The organism is Cupriavidus pauculus (assembly GCF_022179805.1).
GTDB classification, from domain to species: domain Bacteria; phylum Pseudomonadota; class Gammaproteobacteria; order Burkholderiales; family Burkholderiaceae; genus Cupriavidus; species Cupriavidus pauculus_E.
In genome coordinates this window covers 180965-200320 of record NZ_BPUO01000007.1, presented here as the reverse complement: position 1 = coordinate 200320, position 19356 = coordinate 180965, and the positions used below count along the sequence as shown (strand labels likewise).

Sequence of the window (19356 nt, the reverse complement as noted above, 5' to 3'; positions counted from 1 at the left end):
TTCGCGGCAGGCGTCCGCCGGGGACTGGACCGGCACCGGACACGCGAGGAGACAGATGGAAACAACCTTTGACTATCTCGTCGTGGGCGCGGGCTCGGCCGGCTGCGCGCTGGCGGGGCGACTTGCCGACAGTGGCAACGACACCATCGCGCTGCTGGAAACCGGTGCGCACGACCATCATGTGCTGGTGCGCACACCTGTGGGTTGCGCGGCCCTGCTGCCGCGCGCCGGCGCGCGCAACTACGGCTACCAGACCATGCCGCAGGCCGGGCTTGGCGGGCGATGCGGCTATCAGCCGCGCGGGCGCGGGCTGGGCGGATCTTCGTCGATCAACGCCATGATCTACACGCGCGGCCGGCCCGCCGACTACGACGACTGGGCCGCCGCCGGCTGCGACGGCTGGTCGTGGGACGACGTGCTGCCGTACTTCCGGCGCGCCGAGTGCAACGAACGCGTTGCCGGCCACGACGACGATCCGCTGCATGGCGGTACCGGGCCGCTGCACGTGAGCGACCTGCGCTCGCCGAATCCGTTTGGACAGCATTTCATCGAAGCCGCGCAGCACGCGGGCATCGTGCGCAACGACGATTTCAACGGCGAGGAACAGGAAGGTGTGGGCTGGTACCAGGTCACGCAGCACAACGGCGAGCGCTGGAACGCTGCGCGCGCCTACCTGCACGGCGGCAACGCGCGCGACCGGAATTGCAACGGCGGCCGCAGCCACCTGCACGTGATGACCGGCACGCAGGTGCTGCGCATCCTGTTCGACAAGCGTCGTGCCGTGGGCGTACTGGCCTGGCGCGATGGCCAGGAGGTTGTGCTGCACGCACGGCGCGAGGTCATCGTATCGGCGGGCGCTTTCGGATCACCGCAATTATTGATGGCGTCAGGCGTAGGCCCCGCCGCCCATCTGCACGAGCATGGCATCGCCGTGGTGCATGACCTGCCCGGCGTGGGCGGCAACCTGCAGGACCACCTCGACATCATCCTGCACAAGCGCGTGTCGGCGGCCGATCTGTTTGGCGTGTCGCTGGGTGGCGCGCGCCGGTTGGTGGCCGAATACCTGCGCTATCGCCGCGACCGCACCGGCATGATGAGTTCGAATTTTGCCGAAGCCGGCGCATTCGTCCGCAGCCAGCCGGGGCTGGCCGAGCCGGATCTGCAACTGCACTTCGTGGTGGGGATGGCCGACGATCATATGCGCCGCATCAACCTGGGCCATGGTTATTCCTGCCATGTCTGTGTGCTGCGCCCGCGCAGTCGTGGCGAGGTCAGGCTGGCATCGGCGGACATGCGGGCGGCGCCGCGCATCGACCCGCGCTACATGTCCGATCCGCAAGACATGGAAACCATGCTCGATGGCCTGCGCATCGTCCGGCGCATCTTCCAACAGGCGCCGCTGGCGGTGTTTGGCGGTCGCGAACTGTACTCCGAGGCATTGCAGCTCGATGGCAGTGACGACGAGGCCGCCCGCGCGCTGATTCGCCAGCACGCGGATACGATCTATCACCCGGTGGGCACTTGCCGCATGGGGATGGATGCGCTGGCGGTGGTGGACCCGCAACTGCGGGTACGCGGCGTGGAGGGGCTGCGCGTGGTGGACGCGTCAATCATGCCGACGCTGGTGGGGGGCAATACCAACGCGCCCGCCATCATGATTGGCGAGCGCGCCCACGACCTGATCCGCTACGCGCCGCATGTGACGCTGCGGATCCGGGAACCCGCCGTTGCGGATTGACCCGGGAGACGCGGTCGACGTCTTATCCGCGCATCTGGAACTGGCCGACCATGTCGCGCAGGCGACCGGCCTGTTCGTCCAGCGACTGCGCGGCGGCCGCTGCCTCTTCCACCAGCGCGGCGTTCTGCTGCGTGACCTGATCCATCTGGCCCACCGCGTGGCCCACCTGCTCGATGCCGGCGCTCTGTTCCTGCGAGGCCGCCGAGATCTCGGCAATGATGTCGGACACGCGCTTCACGGCCTGGCGGATGTCGGTCATGGTCTTGCCCACTTCCTCGGCCTGGGTGGAACCGGTGCGCACCGTGTCCACCGATGCCTCGATCAGCTCCTTGATTTCCTTGGCGGCGCTCGACGAACGCTGCGCCAGGCTGCGCACTTCACCGGCCACCACCGCGAAGCCGCGGCCCTGTTCACCGGCGCGCGCCGCTTCCACGGCCGCGTTCAGCGCCAGAATGTTGGTCTGGAAGGCAATGCCCTCGATCAGGTTCGTGATTTCGGCAATGCGTTCCGAGCTGGTGCTGATGGCGCCCATCGTGCCCACCATCTGCTGCACCGACTGATTGCCTTCGTCGGCCACCACGGCGGCGTTCGATGCCAGCGACGACGCCTGGCGGGCGTTCTCGGCGTTCTGGCGCACCGTGGCGGTGAGCTGTTCCATGCTCGACGCGGTTTCTTCCAGCGACGCGGCCTGTTCCTCGGTACGCGACGACAGGTCGACGTTGCCGGCGGCGATCTGCGCGGCGGCCACGCTGACCGAATCGGTCGAGCGGCGCACCTCGCGCAGCGTGCCCGCCACGCGTTCGATCAGCGCGTTGAACGATTGCGCGGTCAGGCCGATTTCGTCCAGGCGATCCACCGGGGCGCGATGGTCCAGGTCGAGCGTCTTGCTCACGTGCTCCAGCGTGCCCTGGATCTCGTCGAGGCTGACGCGGATGCGGCGGTACAGGCCGAAGGCCAGGAAAGCAGTCATGGCCACGGCGATCACGATCGCGATCGTGAAGACGCGCACGGACGTGTGGTACTCGCCCTTGTTGAAGGCCACGGCCTGTTCGCCGAGCTTCGTGTTGTATTCGAGGTGCTCGTCCAGGGCCTTGCGCACCGCGCTGGAAGCCTTGTTGAGATCGCCCGACGACAGCATCTGCTGCGTGGTCGCCCGGTCGTCGGCGCGCGAGCGCTCCAGGAAGGCGGGCACCAGTTCGCGGAAGCGCTGGGCCGTCGCGCGATCGGCTTCGAGCAGCTTGCGGTCGGTATCGTCGGAGATGTCTTCACGCTCGTACTTGGCCATCAGGTCGTCAAAGCGCTTGATCGACTTTTCCAGCGCCGCATCGGCCTCGGCCTGGGCGGCCTTGTCTTCGGCCAGGGCGTGGCGATACAGCGCCACGCGCGTCATGGCGAACGCGTTGCTGGCGGTGTTGAGGTCGCGCACGCTGGCCAGCGTGTTGTCATTGAAGTATTCGAACCGGTCTTCCGCCTTGGACAGTTGCCAGATACCGCCCAGGCCAACGAAGAGAAGAGCGATCAATGCGAGGGACAGAGTAAGAAGCAGACGTTTGCTGATATTCATGGGTGGCTTGGCGGCCACGTTACTTGGCGTGGACCGTCCGTTGTGACGACTTGGATGGCTTTCGCTGGCGGGCCATACAGCCCGTCGCCACAACGTTTACGGCGCACCACCTATCCCCTGAAGGTGGGGATGCCGCGGCGCAGCACGCAGTGTGCGATGTCCGCACACTATGCGTATCAGGCCGGCCAGGATCGCGCGGCTATTCGGCCAAGAGTGACGCTATCGGCATCCAGCGTGCCGAAGACACGTCCGTGCTGACGGCCCAGCCGGCTCGCGACAAAATGCTCCGCCGACTCGGGGTTGGCATGGGCAATCATCAGCGCCGCCTGGGCGGTCAGGACCAGACCCTGTGCAAAGCGTCGCGCGCTGGCTTCTAGCGCATCGGCCGGGCCGTGCAGCATGGCCTGCAGGGAGGCCAGTTCGGCACGCACGGCAGCATGGCCATTGGACAGCCGCGCCAGGTCCTGCAGGATGCGCGCGCCATCGTCCGGATTGCGTTGTAATGCACGCAGCACATCCAGGCACATGATGTTGCCGGACCCTTCCCAGATGGAATTGACCGGCGCCTCGCGATACAGCCGCGCCATCGGGCCTTCCTCGACGTAGCCATTGCCACCCCACACTTCCATCGCCTCGCCAGTGGTTTCCAGCGCACGTTTGCAGATCCAGAACTTGGCGGCCGGCGTCATCACGCGCTTCCAGGCGGCGGCCTGCGGATCGTCGTCGGCGTGTTCGAACGCGTGGGCCAACGCCATCATCATCTGCGTGGCCGCTTCGGATTCCAGCGCCAGGTCGGCCAGCACGTTGCGCATGAGCGGCTGGTCGGCCAGCAGGCGGCCGAATGCCATGCGATGGCGCGCGTGATGCAGCGCCTGCACCAGTCCGGCGCGCAGCAGCGCCGCGCTGCCGATCACGCAGTCGAGCCGCGTGTTGGTGGCCATCTCGATGATGGTGGGAATGCCGCGGCCTTCCTCGCCGATCAGGATGCCGGTGGCGCCCCGGAATTCCACTTCGCTACTGGAATTGGAGCGGTTGCCGAGCTTGTCCTTGAGTCGCTGGATCAGGATCGGGTTCTTGCTGCCGTCGTCGCGGAAGCGCGGCACGAAGAAGCACGACAGCGGGCCGTCCACGGCGCCCATGCGCGCCACCACCAGGTGCGCGTCGCACATCGGCGCCGAGAAAAACCACTTGTGGCCGGTCAGCAGGTATTCGGCGCCGCGCCCCTCGCCGCGAGCCGGAACGGCCACCGTGGTGTTGGCGCGCACGTCCGACCCGCCCTGTTTCTCGGTCATGCCCATGCCGATCATCACGGCGGTCTTGTCGCGCCACGGCAGGTCGCGTGCATCGTGCCCGGTCGAGAACAGGCGCGGCTCCAGATCGCGGAACAGCGCCGGTTCCTTGGAAAGCACCGGAATGCTGGCGAACGTCATCGTCGTGGGGCACAGCGACCCCGATTCCACCTGGGCCTGCAGGAAATAGCCGGCCGTGCGCGCGGCCCACGCGCCGGTGCGCGGTTGCGCGAAGGGCAGGGCCTGCAACTGCTGGCTGCGCAGCAGCGCCAGCAACTGGTGCCAGGCGGGATGGAACCGCACCTCGTCGATGCGCTCGCCCGTGCGGCTGTACGCGTGCAGCTCCGGGGTCAGCCGGTTGGCGTCGGCGGCCCAGCCCTGCACCTCGGGGTCGCCCAGCCGCGCGCCATAGGCGGTGAGCGCTTCTGCATGCCAGCCGCTGCCCGCCCGGTCCAGTGCGGCGCGCAGGGTGGGGTCCGACGCGAACAGGTTGTAGTGGGCCAGGTCGGGCACCTGGTTGAAGACCTGATGGGTTTGCGCGCTGTCGACGTCGGCGGCGGATGTGGCGGTCATGGCATCTCCTGAGGCGGCAATGCGTGTCGGCACTTCGGTGGGTTGAGGGCATGGTACGGCAACTTTTCCGTTCGCAATACCCGCGCAAACATCCCCGCAAAGACCGGCGCAGATCGCCTGCAAACTGGCTGCGGAGGCCGGTCGCATCGTCGATCGTCAGTGCGAGTCGTGCTGCATGGCACCATGATTCCGCTACCGTGACGCACGACAGACGCAACAGAATTTCGGGTGGCGCGGGGCCGGCGCTTGTGCTTAAATTCACCCCGTTGGATGAAACAGGGGTGCCGTCCGGATGGGCCGGGCGAGCTGAGAGAGTCCCTTCGAACCCGATCCGGCTAGTACCGGCGTGGGAAGTTTCAACAGAACCGATTTGCCTCTTGTCCCGCGGAAACTCCGTTTTTTCCGCAACGGGACGCCGCCTCCGGCCATGCCGCTGGCCGGCTCACAGGGCTCCTGGTTTCGTCCATCCCCGCAAGAGAGAGGACGACACCCATGGCCCGTACTGCCCCCGCCGCATCGTTTGAGTCGCTGGAAAGCGATCTCGACCAGAAATTCGCCTACCCGGCTTCCAGCAAGACCTACCTGACCGGCAGCCGCCCGGACATCCGCGTGCCGCTGCGCACGATCCTGCAGACCGCCACCCGCACCGACAAGGGCGAGATGGCGAATCCGCCGATCCCGGTCTACGACACCTCGGGCCCGTACAGCGACCCCGACGTGCATATCGACCTGAAGGCCGGTCTGCCGGCCGTGCGCGCCAAGTGGATCGAGGAGCGCAACGACACCGAGGTGCTGTCCGGCCTGTCGTCGGAATACGGCCTGGCCCGTGCCAATGACCCGGCCACGGCACACTTGCGTTTCGCGCAACTGACGAACCCGCGCCGCGCCAAGGCCGGCGCGAATGTGTCGCAGATGCACTACGCACGCAAGGGCATCATCACGCCCGAGATGGAATACGTGGCGCTGCGCGAATCGCTGAACCTGCAGGCGCTGTACGACAAGCCCGAGTACAAGGCGCTGCTGCGCCAGCATCCGGGCAACGCCCTGGGCGCCGCGCTGCCGCTGCGTCCGGAAGACATGACGCCCGAGTTCGTGCGCCGCGAAATCGCCGCTGGCCGCGCGATCATCCCCGCCAACATCAACCACACGGAACTGGAACCGATGGCCATCGGCCGCAACTTCCGCGTGAAGATCAACGGCAACCTGGGCAATTCGGCGGTGACGTCGTCGCTGGCCGAGGAAGTGGAAAAGATGGTGTGGTCGATCCGCTGGGGCGCCGACACCATCATGGACCTGTCCACCGGCAAGCACATCCACGAAACGCGTGAATGGATCCTGCGCAATTCGCCGGTGCCCATCGGCACCGTGCCGATCTACCAGGCCCTGGACAAGACCGGCGGCATCGCCGAGGACCTGACGTGGGAAATGTTCCGCGACACGCTGATTGAGCAGGCCGAGCAGGGCGTGGACTACTTCACGATCCACGCCGGCGTGCTGCTGCGCTACGTGCCGATGACGGCCGACCGCGTGACCGGCATCGTGTCGCGCGGCGGCTCGATCATGGCCAAGTGGTGCCTGGCGCATCACAAGGAAAACTTCCTGTACACGCATTTCGACGAGATCTGCGAAATCATGAAGGCGTACGACGTGTCGTTCAGCTTGGGTGATGGTCTGCGTCCGGGTTGCATCGCCGATTCGAACGACGACGCACAGTTCGGCGAACTGCGCACGCTGGGCGAGCTGACCGCCAAGGCGTGGGAGCACGACGTGCAGGTGATGATCGAAGGCCCGGGCCACGTGCCGCTGCAGCGCATCCAGGCCAACATGGACGAAGAGCTGAAGCACTGCTACGAAGCGCCGTTCTACACGCTGGGACCGCTGGTGACCGACATTGCGCCGGGCTACGACCACATCACCAGCGGCATCGGTGCGGCTAACATCGGCTGGATGGGCACGGCCATGCTGTGCTACGTCACGCCGAAGGAGCACCTGGGGCTGCCGGACAAGGAAGACGTGCGCGAAGGCATCATCACGTACAAGATCGCCGCCCATGCGGCCGACCTTGCCAAGGGCTGGCCGGGTGCGCAGCTGCGCGATAATGCGCTGTCCAAGGCACGCTTCGAGTTCCGCTGGGAAGACCAGTTCAACCTGGGCCTGGACCCGGAACGCGCACGCTCGTTCCACGACGCGACGCTGCCGGCCGAAGGCGCGAAGATCGCCCACTTCTGCTCGATGTGCGGGCCGAAGTTCTGCTCGATGAAGATCACGCAGGAAGTGCGCGACTACGCGGCGTCGCTGCCGGCAGCGCAACGCGGCATGGAAGAGAAGTCGATCGAGTTCGTGAAGTCGGGCGCCAAGATCTATTCCTGACGCGTAGTCTTGCAGGACGGGCGCGCGCCCTGGCGGCGCCGCCCGGCATTACCGTAGTACCCAGAGTCCCGCGCGCGGCGCCCCCACGCGGCGCGGCGGAATTCACCCAACCGGAGGCCGGTCGGCGCAACGCAACAGCCAGCGCCGCCGGCATACAAGCTCATGACAGCAGTACAGTCCTTCGATGTCGCCATCCTCGGCGCCGGCCTGGCCGGGCGTTTATCTGCCTGGCAACTCGTGCGCGCAGGCGCCCGCGTGGCGCTGGTGGAGCGTGGCGGCCCCGACGGCAGTGGCTCGGCCGCCCATGTGGCGGCGGCCATGCTGGCGCCGCTGGCCGAATCGGCGATTGCCGAACGGCGCATCGTCGACCTTGGCATTGCCAGCGTCGACCTGTGGCGCACGTGGATCCAGGAATTGCCTCAACCCGTGTTCTTCCAGGAAGACGGCACGCTGGTGGTTTGGCACGCGCGCGATCGCAGCGAGGTATCGCTGTTCACCGGCCGCATGCGCGCGGTGGCGCCGCCCGAACTGGTGCAGCAGCGCCTGCGCGCGCTCGACGGCAACGGCGTGGGGCAGATCGAGCCCGCGCTGGCCGGCCGCTTCCCGCAGGGCCTGCTGCTGCAGGGCGAAGGGCAGCTCGACAACCGTGGCGCCATGCGCGCGCTGCTGGCGTGTGCCGTCGAGGAAGGGCTGCATTGCGTGTGGGAAGCCGGCGAGATCGATGCCGACGCCTTGCCCGCGCTGGGCATCCGTGCCGGCGTGGTGCTCGATTGCCGCGGCCTGGGCGCCCGTGCGGCATGGACCAACCCCGCCGGGGCACAGGGCCAGGCGCTGCCGGGACTGCGCGGCCTGCGCGGCGAGGTGGTGCGCGTGCATGCGCCCGACGTGAAGCTGCACCGGCCGGTGCGCCTGCTGCATCCGCGCTACCCCATTTACATCGCGCCGAAGCCGAACGACCTGTACGTGATCGGCGCTACCGAAATCGAAAGCGAGGACGATTCGCCGATGAGCGTGCGTTCGGCGCTGGAACTGCTGTCGGCCGCGCACTCGCTGCACCCGGCATTTGGCGAGGCGCGCGTGCTGGAATTGAACGTGCAGCGCCGCCCGACGCGCCCCGATCACCTGCCCGCCATCCGCGTGGACCAGCCGTCGCGCGTGGTGCGCGTGAACGGGCTGTACCGGCACGGCTGGCTGATTGCCCCGGCCGTGACCGAGGCCGCATGCCACGTGGTGCGCGCGATGCTCGACGGCGACCCGGCCGCGCATGCGGTGCCTGCCGCGCTGCGCTGGCCCGGCATGATCGAGTCCGTGTGCGAGCCCGCCCAGATGTCGAGCAACGTGTTGTCCGATGCCGGCGGCACGCTGCATTAACCAGTCAACCAACATGCAAATCCTGCTCAATGGCCAACCGCTGGAGCTGCCCGACGCCGCCACGCTGGCGGACGCCGTGACAGCCGCGGACATCGCCCCGCCCTTTGCGGCGGCGGTGAACGGCCAGTTCGTGCCGCGTGCCGCGCATGCGGCCCGGTCGCTCAACGCGGGCGACCAGATCGACCTCGTGCAACCCGTGACGGGAGGCTAAGCCACCATGACCTTCGAACCTACTGAAACGCTGCGCGATCCGTTCGTCCTGTACGGGGAGTCGTTCGACTCGCGCCTGCTGCTGGGCACGGCGCGCTATCCGTCGCCGGCCACGCTGCAGGCCGCCGTGGAGGCTTCGCGCCCCGCCATGATCACCGTGGCGCTGCGCCGCCAGACCGCCGTTGGCCAGGGCGATGGCCAGACGCTGGGCGGCGATACGTTCTGGCAGATGCTGCGCACGCTGGGCGTGCCGGTGCTGCCCAACACCGCCGGCTGCTTCACGGCGCAGGAAGTCATCACCACGGCGATGATGGCGCGCGAAGTCTTCGAGACCGACTGGATCAAGCTTGAACTGATCGGCGACGACTACACGCTGCAGCCCGACACGCTGAACCTGCCCGCCGTGGCCGAAACGCTGATCAAGGAAGGGTTCAAGGTGCTGCCGTATTGCACCGAGGACCTGGTGCTGTGTCGCCGCCTGCTCGACGTGGGCTGCCAGGCGCTGATGCCGTGGGCCGCGCCGATCGGCACGGGCCGTGGCGCGGTGAATCCGCATGCCATGCGCACGCTGCGCGACCGCCTGCCCGATACGCCGCTGATCGTCGACGCCGGCCTGGGCCTGCCGTCGCACGCGGCGCAGGTGCTGGAGTGGGGCTACGACGGCGTGCTGCTTAATACCGCCGTGGCGCAGGCCGCGTATCCGGTGAACATGGCCCGCGCATTCGCGCTGGCCGTGGACGCGGGCCGCACCGCCTACCTGGCCGGGCCGATGCCCGAGCGCGAGGTGGCGCAGGCCAGCACGCCGGTGGTGGGCATGCCGTTCTGGCACGCCGAAGGCGCGGAGAGCCGCGCATGACGCGCCCCGGCGTAGCTGCGGCCATGGACGCCGCAATGTTCGAAGACCTGATGAAGCGCTTTGCCGCCATGTTCGGCCACGTCGAAGCCCCGTGGCACGTGTGGCCGCTGGCCAATGCGCCGGTCACGCTGGGTGCGCACGACGTGGTGCTGTGCGATGGCGAGCCGGCCGACGCCATCGCCAATGACATCGTCGCCCGGGTGGCGGCGGGCAAGGCGGTGCTGATCGGATCGGAGCGCGAAGGCGGCCGCTGGATCGACACCGTGCACTCGCCGATGGGCACCTGGGTGCTCGATTCGCAGGCCGATGGCGATACCGCGCATGGGCCGGCGTTCGTGGCGGTGCTGACGGCCGCGTTGTCGCTGCACTTTCCGGCGCACGACGCGCTGTGCATCGCCCGCGCCTGGGCGCCGGGCAGCACCGCGTGGCCAACCGACTTCGCACGCTTTCCGCGCGTGCGCCACGCCGCACTGGTGTCGCCCGAGCAGCCCGCGCCGGCCTTTGCGCCGTGCCCGCCCGACCTGGGCCTGTACGCGGTGATGCCCAGCGCCGACTGGATCGAAACGCTTGTGCCGCTGCAGGTGCCCACCGTGCAACTACGCTTCAAGTCCGACGACGCCGCCGCAGTGAAGGCCGAGGTGGCCAGGGCAGCAGCGGCGGCCAAGGGCTCGAAGTCGCGCCTGTTCATCAACGACCACTGGCGCGTGGCCATCGACCACCACGCAGCCTGCGGTGGCGACAGCGGCATCTACGGCATCCACCTGGGCCAGGAAGACCTGGACGAAGCCGACCTCGACGCCATCCGTGCATCGGGTCTGCGCCTGGGCGTGTCGACGCACGGCTACGCGGAAATGCTGCGCGTGGCGGCGATCCGCCCCAGCTACCTGGCGCTGGGCGCGATCTTCCCGACCACGACCAAGGTCATGCCGACCCAGCCGCAGGGCATGGGCCGCTTCCAGTCGTACGTAAAGCTGATGAAACCGGTGATTCCGTCGCTGGTGGGCATTGGCGGCGTCAACGCCGGCAACATGCAGGAAGTGCTGGGCATTGGCGTAGGCAGCGCGGCCGTGGTGCGGGCGATTACCGAAGCCGACGACGTGCCGGCGGCGGTGGCTGGGCTGAATGCGCTGTTTGGCTGAAATTTTTTTGCTCCCCTCTCCCGCACGGCGGGAGAGGGGCTGGGGGTGAGGGCATTGCGGCTCAAATTGCGACCCGTCATCGATTGAACCGCTGACCCCCAACCCCTCTCCCACGACGTGGGAGAGGGGAGCCAAGACAACGCAGAACAGACCCCCCCGATCCTTTGGGCGCTGACCGGCCACCCTTCTGGCAGCCTTCAACCATTTGCGCATATCCTCTCGATTCCAACGGAAAAAGGATCGAGGTTCCGCCATACGGAACCCGCACGAGAGGAAACAGCAGTGAACGAGATCATCCCCGCCGCCCCAGGCACCCCTGACAAGCCCTATTTCGGTATCGAGATTCCGCTGATGCGCCTGCTGGGCCTGCAGCCGGTGTATATGGAAGAGGGCCTGTGCCGCACGCGCCTGCCGGCCAGCCCGAATGTGGTGAACAGCCGGGGCGATGTGCACGGCGGCACGCTGATGGCGGTACTCGATTTCACGCTGAGCGGCGCGGCGCGGTCGCATGCGCCGCTGGACGTGGGCGTGATCACGATCGACATGTCCACGCATTTCCTGGCCGCCGCCCGTGGCGAGCTGACGTTCGAGGCGCGCATCCTGCGCCGGGGCGCCAAGATTGCCTTCTGCGAGGGCGAGGCCCGCGACGCATCGGGCACCGTCTGCTGCGTGGCCCGCGCGTCGTTCAAGCTGGTGCAGCTGGCCGGCGGCAACTAAGCCGCGGCTTACTCCGCCGGGCGGTAGACCGCCATAAACCTTGCGCGCTCGGTGATGCCATAGTCGCCGGGCGCGTATTGCATCAGCCAGTCTCCGGGCTTGCCGGTCAGCACGTCGCCGCCGGCCGAACGCTCGATGGCGAACGCCTGGGCCATTTCCTTGACCAGCACCGGCACGGGCTGGTTGCGATAGGCGCCGGACTGGCCATGCGCGTGGGGTCCCGCTGCCACGTAGCGCGAATCGAACCGCTCGCGCGACACCACCCAGCGGTCGCCGGTGGCGCCGGTCACGATGGCGTCGTCGCGCCGGTACCGGTTCGGCCCTTCGCGGCTGATCAGCTCGCCCGCCTCGGCGGCGAATTCGACCTGCACGGTTTCGTCCTTCACATACCAGCGCGCAGCGTCGTCGTGGCGCAGGTCGATGTTCTTCAGCATTTCCATCTTGATTCAGCCCAGTTGGCGTGGCGCGAAGCCGTGGTTGAGCGGGCCGTTGCCGGTGCCCAGGCGCAAGTGCGCGCCGGATGCGATGGCCTGCGCCACGAAGTCCAGCGCGGCGCTGACGGCGTCGGGCAGCGCGTCGCCGCGCGCCAGTCCGGACGCGATGGCGGCGGCCAGCGTGCAGCCCGTGCCGTGCAGGTTGGGCGTGTCGATGCGCGGATGCGTGTAGACGCGCACCGTGCCGTCGGCCAGCATCAGCAGGTCGTCCAGGCCGGTGGCGTCGGGGCCGTCGTCCTCCAGGTGGCCGCCCTTGAGCAGCACGGCTTGGCAACCCATGGCCAGCAGGTCGCTGGCGGCGGCCTCCATCTCCGCGCGGCGCGTGATGCGGCGGCCCAGCAGGTACGAGGCTTCGGGCAGGTTAGGCGTGACCAGCACGGCGCGCGGAAACAGCAGCCTGACCATGGCCTGGCTCGTGGCGTCGTCGGACAGCGTGGCGCCGGACGTGGAAATCATGACCGGGTCCACCACCAGTTGGCGGATACCGTGGCGGTCCACCGCGCCGGCCACGGCCTCGACGATGGCGGCCGTGCCGAGCATGCCGGTCTTGGCCGCATCCACGCCAATGTCGCTGGCCACCGCGTCGATCTGGGCTTCCACCATGTCGGCCGGAATGGCGTGCACGCCGGTCACGCCCAGCGTGTTCTGGGCCGTGATGGCCGTGATCGCGCTCATGCCAAAGCAGCCGAGCGCGGCAAAAGTCTTGAGATCCGCCTGGATGCCGGCGCCGCCGCCGGAGTCGGAGCCGGCGATGGTCAGGGTGCGGGGTGGCGTGAGGAGCATGTGCAGGTGGTGCGGTCGGGTCGGAAAAACTGGAGAAAATATGGAGATTCTGTCCGCTGGTGACGGACAGGCACGCTACAATACCGCCACTCGTGCGACACGGCACGCTCCGTGTAGAGGGACAGGCCCTCTTAAAATAACCTGAACCCCCAGACCTTGGATAGCCTGAATCCTTGGACATAGTTGGGAAAGGCGCCTAAGCATGGCCTCTTGGGGCAGCCCTTAGGAAACCGCTGCTCGGCACATGAAACGGCGGTGGACCGATTCGCAGTAGGGAATGGGTCTTGTGTCAAGTAAAGTCCCAAACGGGCATCGACCTTAGTCGGAATACGATGAGAGCCTCTGGCGACCGTTGTATCAAACCGACACATATGTGATTTGACGAAGTAGGCTCCGGCCGAAATGTCCATTGTCATCAGGGACCAGCTTCACCGGTCTCACAGATGGCCTGCTTATCTGCTGAATGTTCATTCAGCCACTGCCCAAAGGCGGGGAAACCGCCTTTGGCGGATTCCCTTTGCGCGTCCCATTTATGGCGGCGCTCAATCACTATGCCGACGGGACGGATGGCTTGCCATTCGTCAGGCGCTCGCTTGCACAGGAGCACATGCAAATCCAAAGAGGTCCAGGAGCGTAAAGCTCTATGCGTTATGGTTCGACCCGAGTAATGCCGTGAGGCACCTCGGACAGTGAACCTGCTATGCGACTAGCAGTAGCCTAGGGAGACGTGTGTCACCGGTAACGGTGGGGTGCGAAGCTCTCCTGACAACGTAGCCCCCGAAATTTGGGTGTTCCACCAGCCGCGAGGCAAGTGGGCAGAGACTCCGAGCAGCAATGGGGTTGAGGAGCTAGGCTGGCCGGTATGGGCAACATATGTGAACTGCTGATAAACACCGTGAGTATTACGATGCCTAAGCTGCTGAGCGGCATCAACCAAAAGGTGCGTGGTCGGTTATCCCACTGAGTGGTTGGGATACGTCGTCATCAGACCACCGGTGAAGAGGCAGGCCCTAACCCGGTCGTGTAACGCGTAGGGAACGTGGTAAGCCCGTATGGCTGCCGGAGTGCGTGTGGCTCTGGCAGGCGAACCGTAAGGAACGCTGTTGGCTGTGCGGGTATGGGAGGTTGGAAAAAGCGAATGCTGGGCTGTAATGGTCCGGATAGGGGCTCGTTCCCCACGCGAAAGCGGGCAGACTTCCAACTGGTCCACTCGTCGCAAGACGGCTGTTTGACCTCTATACAACCTGCCGTGAAAGATGACGCAAGTCGTCGGACACGGAATGAATGATCCCCTGCGGGAGCGCAGTTTTTCTCCCGCAAGGGAGAAAACCGTGCTCTCGCATCTGGGGACCGTTCGATCTTTCAGATAGGAGAGCAGCATGGAAGAACCCGACCGCGAGGTCAGGTCTGCGCTTTCCGGCAATCCGCAGAAATGGGGCGATATTGATTGGCGCCGCGTGGAACGGAACGTCAGGGGAATGCAGATTCGAATTGCGAAGGCAACACAGGAAGGCAACTGGCGCAGGGTGAAGGCCCTGCAACGGACGCTGACCCGCTCGTTTTCGGCCAAAGCATCGGCGGTAAGACGGGTGACGGAGAACCAAGGTAAGCGGACAGCAGGTGTGGACCGCGAACGCTGGGACTCGCCTGAAGTCCGGTGGCTTGCCATCGGACGGTTGAAGCGCCGGAGATATCGTCCGCTGCCGTTAAGGCGGGTGTACATCCCCAAGGCCAACGGAAAGGAACGCCCTCTGGGTATCCCGACCATGTTGGACAGAGCCATGCAGGCGCTGTATCTGCTGGCGCTGGAACCGGTGTCCGAAGGGACGAGCGATCCGAACTCTTACGGGTTCCGGATTAATCGCTCCACGGCGGACGCCATGTCCCAGCTATTTGTCTCCCTATCCCAGAAGGCTTCGGCTCAATGGGTGATGGAGGCAGATATCAAAGGGTGCTTTGACCATATCAGCCATGACTGGCTGGAAAGCAACGTCCCGATGGACAAAGCGATCCTGCGAAAATGGTTGAAAGCTGGCGTGGTATTTCAGGGCCAGTTTCAGGCGACCAACGCCGGGACACCACAGGGGGGCATCATTTCCCCGACCCTGGCAAACGTGGCGCTGAACGGGTTGGAACGGCAACTGGTGGAGTTCTTGCGAACGAAACTTGGGGTCAACAACACGAAAAGGCTGAAGGTCAATGTCATACGGTATGCGGACGACTTCGTAATCACCGGAAATACGCCGGAAGTACTCGAGCGCGAAGTGAAGCCGTGGGTGGAACAGTTCCTAGCAGTCCGGGGACTATCGCTATCCACGGAGAAAACGCGAATCGTGAACATGGCCGACGGCTTTGACTTCCTCGGGTGGAATTTCCGGAAATACTCGGGAACGCTGCTCATCAAGCCGAGCAAGAAGAATGCGCAAGCGTTCTATCGCAAGGTAAAAGAGGTCATCAGTGCTAACAAGACGGTAAAGCAGGAGGTGTTGATTCATCTGCTGAACCCGATGCTGAGGGGCTGGGCGCAGTATCACAGCCCAGTGGTGGCCAAGGAAATGTTCAACAAGATGGAGCGCCAGATTTTCCGCGCCCTGTTTTGGTGGGCCACGCGGCGACATCGCGGGAAGAATGCCGAGTGGGTGCGAAAGAAGTACTTCGCTTCGTTCGGTGATCGAAACTGGGTGTTTGGGACCGAGGTCGTGGAGGGGGATGGGGAGTCGCGTTGGCAGGAGCTGTACTCGCTTGTCAGCACGCCCATTCGGCGACACAAGAAAGTTCGGGGGGACTACAATCCCTTCGATCCTGCGCAGGAACTGTACGGCGAAAATCTACGCAAGGAACGTCTGTTGGAAAACATGGCGCACCGAAAGCAGTGGATCAAGTTGTATATGGCCCAGCGAGGCTTGTGTGCGGTGTGTCAGTGCAAAATAACCAAAGAGACCGGATGGGATGACCATCACATCACCTATCGTGTTCACGGTGGGTCCGATGCTCTAGGGAATCGCGTACTGTTGCACCCGAACTGCCACATCCAAGTTCACCATCACGGAAAAACCGTTGTGAAACCGGTGTTTGATCTTTTCGACACTTAGTAGGGGCTTGAGCCGTATGCGGGGAAACTCGCACGTACGGTTCTTAGGGGGGAGCGTGCCAGTGATGGTATGCTCCTACCCTCCCGAGGAGCGTTGCAACGGATGCACTGCCATCCGCCAGGCTCGGAATGTTTCAACGGCGCTCGCTGTTCCGTGGTTTGCACGGGGCGCGAGTCGACCTGTCTGCCCGTCATGGCCTCACTGGAGGCGGCATGGCGCGGTCCACATATCCTCCCGTCCCCACGCGTACCACTCTTACACCCGGAGTGACCTATGAACGCCGTGACTGACCTCAAGCAAGACTACCTGATCGCCGACATCGGCCTGGCCGGCTGGGGCCGCAAGGAAATCGCCATCGCCGAGACCGAAATGCCGGGCCTGATGGCAATCCGCGACGAATTCGCCGCTGCCCAGCCGCTCAAGGGCGCGCGCATCGCCGGTTCGCTGCACATGACGATTCAGACCGCCGTGCTGATCGAAACGCTGAAGGCACTGGGCGCCGACGTGCGCTGGGCCTCGTGCAACATCTACTCGACCCAAGACCACGCCGCCGCCGCCATCGCCGCATCGGCCACGCCGGTGTTCGCGTTCAAGGGCGAGTCGCTGCAGGAATACTGGGACTTCACGCACCGCATCTTCGACTGGGCCGACGGCGGCACGCCGAACATGATCCTGGACGACGGCGGCGACGCCACGCTGCTGCTGCACCTGGGCGCCCGCGCCGAGAAGGACGCCTCGATCATCGCCAAGCCGACCAGCGAGGAAGAAACCTTCCTGTTCGCGGCCATCAAGGAAAAGCTGGCCAAGGATTCGACGTGGTACAGCCGTAACCTGGCGGCCATCCGCGGCGTGACCGAGGAAACCACCACGGGCGTGCACCGCCTGTACCAGATGGCGCAAAAGGGCGACCTCAAGTTCCCGGCCATCAACGTGAACGACTCGGTGACCAAGAGCAAGTTCGACAACCTGTACGGCTGCCGCGAATCGCTGGTGGACGGCATCAAGCGTGCCACCGACGTGATGATCGCCGGCAAGGTTGCCGTGGTGGCTGGCTACGGCGACGTGGGCAAGGGCAGCGCCCAGGCACTGCGCGCACTGTCGGCCCAGGTGTGGGTGACCGAAATCGATCCGATCTGCGCGCTGCAGGCCGCCATGGAAGGCTACCGCGTGGTGACGATGGACTACGCCGCCGAGCACGGCGACATCTTCGTGACCTGCACGGGCAACTACCACGTGATCACGCATGACCACATGGCCAAGATGAAGGACCAGGCCATCGTCTGCAACATCGGCCACTTCGACAACGAGATCGACATCGCGTCGATCGAGAAGTACGAATGGGACGAGATCAAGCCGCAGGTCGACCACGTCAAGTTCCCCGACGGCAAGAAGATCATCATCCTGGCCAAGGGCCGCCTGGTGAACCTGGGCTGCGCCACGGGCCACCCGTCGTACGTGATGAGCAGCTCGTTCGCCAACCAGACGATCGCCCAGATCGAACTGTGGCAAGAGCGCGATAGCGGCAAGTACCCGGTGGGCGTGTACACGCTGCCGAAGCACCTGGACGAGAAGGTTGCCCGCCTGCAGTTGAAGAAGCTCAACGCGCAACTGACCGAACTGACTGAGCAGCAGGCCGCCTACATCGGCGTGCAGAAGGAAGGCCCGTACAAGGCCGACCACTACCGCTACTGATCGGCCAGCACCCCCTTTCCCGCCCGGCGGGAGAGGGGCCGGGGAGACGGCGGGCCGCCGCTCCCCGATTGATGTTATCCAACCGAGAACAAGGGAGTCCCAATGAGACTGTTGGCCGTCTGGATCATCAACGCTGCTTCGCTGTTTCTGGTGAGCTACCTGCTCAGCGGCATCGAATTGCGCGGTTTCGGGTCGGCGATGATCGCCGCGCTGGTGCTGGGCCTGGTCAATACGCTAATCCGGCCGATCCTGGTGATCCTGACCCTGCCGGTCACGCTGCTGACGCTGGGCCTGTTCATCTTCATCATCAACGCGCTGTTGTTCCTGTTTGTCGGCAACCTGCTGTCAGGGTTTGTCGTGCAGGGATTTGGCGCCGCGCTGCTGGGTTCGATTCTCTATAGCGTCATCTCGACGATCCTTGCCAGCGTGCTGCTGGGCGAGCGCGACTAAAGGCGCGACTGACCACATTCCGGGCGCCGCCCTCGCGGCGTGCCAATCATGACTGATCGCTACTACAGCTTTGAATTCTTCCCGCCCAAGACGGCGGAGGGCGCGGAAAAGCTGCGCAATACCCGCGCGCAGCTGGCGCCGCTGCAGCCCAAGTACATCTCGGTGACGTTTGGCGCCGGTGGCACCACGCAGCAGGGCACGCTGGACGCCGTGCTGGAGATCCAGCGCGAGGGCATCGAGGCCGCGCCGCACCTGTCGTGCGTGGGCTCGTCGCGCGAGAGCATCCGCGACATCCTGACGACCTATCGCGACAACGGCATCCGCCATATCGTGGCGCTGCGCGGCGACATGCCGTCGGGCATGGGCGAGATCGGCGAGTTCCGCTATGCGAACGAGCTGGTCGAGTTCATCCGCGCGGAGACCGGTGACTGGTTCAACATCGAAGTGGCGGCCTATCCCGAGTACCACCCGCAGGCCCGCTCGCCGCGCCATGACCTGGACAACTTCGTCCGCAAGGTGAAGGCCGGCGCCAACTCGGCGATCACGCAGTACTTCTTCAACGCCGACTCGTACTTCCGCTTTGTGGACGACGTGCGCGCGCAGGGCGTGGACGTGCCGATCGTGCCGGGCATCATGCCGATCACCAACTACTCGCAACTGATGCGCTTCTCGGAGATGTGTGGCTCGGAAGTGCCGCGCTGGGTGGCAAAGCGGCTCGAATCATTCGGCGACGACAAGGAATCGATCCGCGCGTTCGGCCTGGACGTGGTGACGGGCCTCTGTGAACGTCTGCTGGATGCGGGTGTGCCGGGGCTGCATTTCTACACGTTGAACACGGCGGCAGCCACCAAGGCGATCTGGCAGCGGTTGAAGCTGTAAGTCTTCTTGCTCCCCTCGGTTTTTCTCCCCTCTCCCGCAACGCGGGAGAGGGGCGGGGGGGTGAGGGCAACTAGGTTCTGCTTGCCGAAAGCGGTCGCAATTTGAACCGCCTTGCCCTCTCCCCCAACCCCTCTCCCGC

At 65.5% G+C, this 19356-nt stretch carries 15 protein-coding genes and 2 riboswitches; of the genes, 11 read left to right on the top strand and 4 right to left on the bottom strand.

Annotated features, from left to right (window positions below; translation table 11 throughout):
• Nucleotides 1–55: 55 nt before the first annotated feature.
• Nucleotides 56–1738: a GMC family oxidoreductase gene (locus tag MFF62_RS16230; protein WP_238264150.1), complete on the top strand. Its 1683-nt coding sequence runs from the start codon at nt 56–58 to the stop codon at nt 1736–1738.
• 22 nt (nt 1739–1760) lie between these two features.
• Here the strand turns inward: MFF62_RS16230 and MFF62_RS16225 are convergent, their stop codons facing one another.
• Both MFF62_RS16225 and MFF62_RS16220 read right to left on the bottom strand, forming a co-directional pair.
• Nucleotides 1761–3302, bottom strand: a complete 1542-nt coding sequence (locus tag MFF62_RS16225) for a methyl-accepting chemotaxis protein (RefSeq protein ID WP_283205351.1) — start codon at nt 3300–3302, stop codon at nt 1761–1763.
• Between the two features lie 176 nt (nt 3303–3478).
• Complete coding sequence (locus MFF62_RS16220) at nt 3479–5164, bottom strand: acyl-CoA dehydrogenase family protein (protein WP_238264149.1); 1686 nt, start codon at nt 5162–5164, stop codon at nt 3479–3481.
• 267 nt (nt 5165–5431) lie between these two features.
• Nucleotides 5432–5534, top strand: a riboswitch (TPP riboswitch).
• Between the two features lie 122 nt (nt 5535–5656).
• Between MFF62_RS16220 and thiC the strand changes: the two genes are divergently transcribed.
• The 6 genes from thiC (at nt 5657) to MFF62_RS16190 (ending at nt 11827) form a co-directional block, all read left to right on the top strand.
• Complete coding sequence (gene thiC / locus MFF62_RS16215; RefSeq protein WP_238264148.1) at nt 5657–7534, top strand: phosphomethylpyrimidine synthase ThiC; 1878 nt, start codon at nt 5657–5659, stop codon at nt 7532–7534.
• A 162-nt stretch (nt 7535–7696) separates the two neighbouring features.
• Complete coding sequence (locus tag MFF62_RS16210) at nt 7697–8905, top strand: FAD-dependent oxidoreductase (RefSeq protein ID WP_238264147.1); 1209 nt, start codon at nt 7697–7699, stop codon at nt 8903–8905.
• Nucleotides 8906–8918: 13 nt separating this feature from the next.
• Complete coding sequence (thiS, locus tag MFF62_RS16205) at nt 8919–9116, top strand: sulfur carrier protein ThiS (protein WP_238264146.1); 198 nt, start codon at nt 8919–8921, stop codon at nt 9114–9116.
• Nucleotides 9117–9122: 6 nt separating this feature from the next.
• Nucleotides 9123–9971 carry a thiazole synthase gene (locus MFF62_RS16200; RefSeq protein ID WP_238264145.1) on the top strand — a complete coding sequence of 283 codons (849 nt, stop codon included), beginning with the start codon at nt 9123–9125 and terminating at the stop codon, nt 9969–9971.
• Nucleotides 9968–11110, top strand: a complete 1143-nt coding sequence (locus MFF62_RS16195; RefSeq protein WP_238264144.1) for a thiamine phosphate synthase — start codon at nt 9968–9970, stop codon at nt 11108–11110. Before MFF62_RS16200 ends, MFF62_RS16195 begins: the two co-directional genes overlap by 4 nt.
• Before the next feature lie 282 nt (nt 11111–11392).
• A complete protein-coding gene (locus MFF62_RS16190; RefSeq protein ID WP_238264143.1) occupies nt 11393–11827 on the top strand; it encodes a PaaI family thioesterase in 435 nt (144 codons plus the stop codon).
• 8 nt (nt 11828–11835) lie between these two features.
• Here the strand turns inward: MFF62_RS16190 and MFF62_RS16185 are convergent, their stop codons facing one another.
• Nucleotides 11836–12267 (bottom strand): PGDYG domain-containing protein, encoded by a 432-nt coding sequence (locus tag MFF62_RS16185; RefSeq protein ID WP_238264142.1) that lies wholly within the window; start codon nt 12265–12267, stop codon nt 11836–11838.
• Nucleotides 12268–12273: 6 nt separating this feature from the next.
• Nucleotides 12274–13104 (bottom strand): bifunctional hydroxymethylpyrimidine kinase/phosphomethylpyrimidine kinase, encoded by an 831-nt coding sequence (gene thiD, locus MFF62_RS16180; RefSeq protein ID WP_238264141.1) that lies wholly within the window; start codon nt 13102–13104, stop codon nt 12274–12276.
• Nucleotides 13105–14483: 1379 nt separating this feature from the next.
• On the opposite strand from thiD, the gene ltrA reads away from it, so the two are divergent.
• The 4 genes from ltrA to metF all read left to right on the top strand — a co-directional run bounded on the left by ltrA (nt 14484) and on the right by metF (nt 19217).
• Nucleotides 14484–16196: a group II intron reverse transcriptase/maturase gene (ltrA, locus tag MFF62_RS16175; protein ID WP_238264140.1), complete on the top strand. Its 1713-nt coding sequence runs from the start codon at nt 14484–14486 to the stop codon at nt 16194–16196.
• A gap of 79 nt (nt 16197–16275) precedes the next feature.
• A riboswitch (S-adenosyl-L-homocysteine riboswitch) is annotated at nt 16276–16348 on the top strand.
• Nucleotides 16349–16469: 121 nt separating this feature from the next.
• On the top strand, nt 16470–17888 hold the full coding sequence (gene ahcY, locus MFF62_RS16170) for an adenosylhomocysteinase (RefSeq protein WP_238264139.1): 1419 nt from the start codon (nt 16470–16472) through the stop codon (nt 17886–17888).
• Nucleotides 17889–17990: 102 nt separating this feature from the next.
• Nucleotides 17991–18338, top strand: coding sequence for a phage holin family protein (locus MFF62_RS16165; RefSeq protein WP_238264138.1), 348 nt, complete (start codon nt 17991–17993; stop codon nt 18336–18338).
• Between the two features lie 48 nt (nt 18339–18386).
• Nucleotides 18387–19217: a methylenetetrahydrofolate reductase [NAD(P)H] gene (gene metF / locus MFF62_RS16160; protein ID WP_238264137.1), complete on the top strand. Its 831-nt coding sequence runs from the start codon at nt 18387–18389 to the stop codon at nt 19215–19217.
• Nucleotides 19218–19356: the final 139 nt, after the last annotated feature.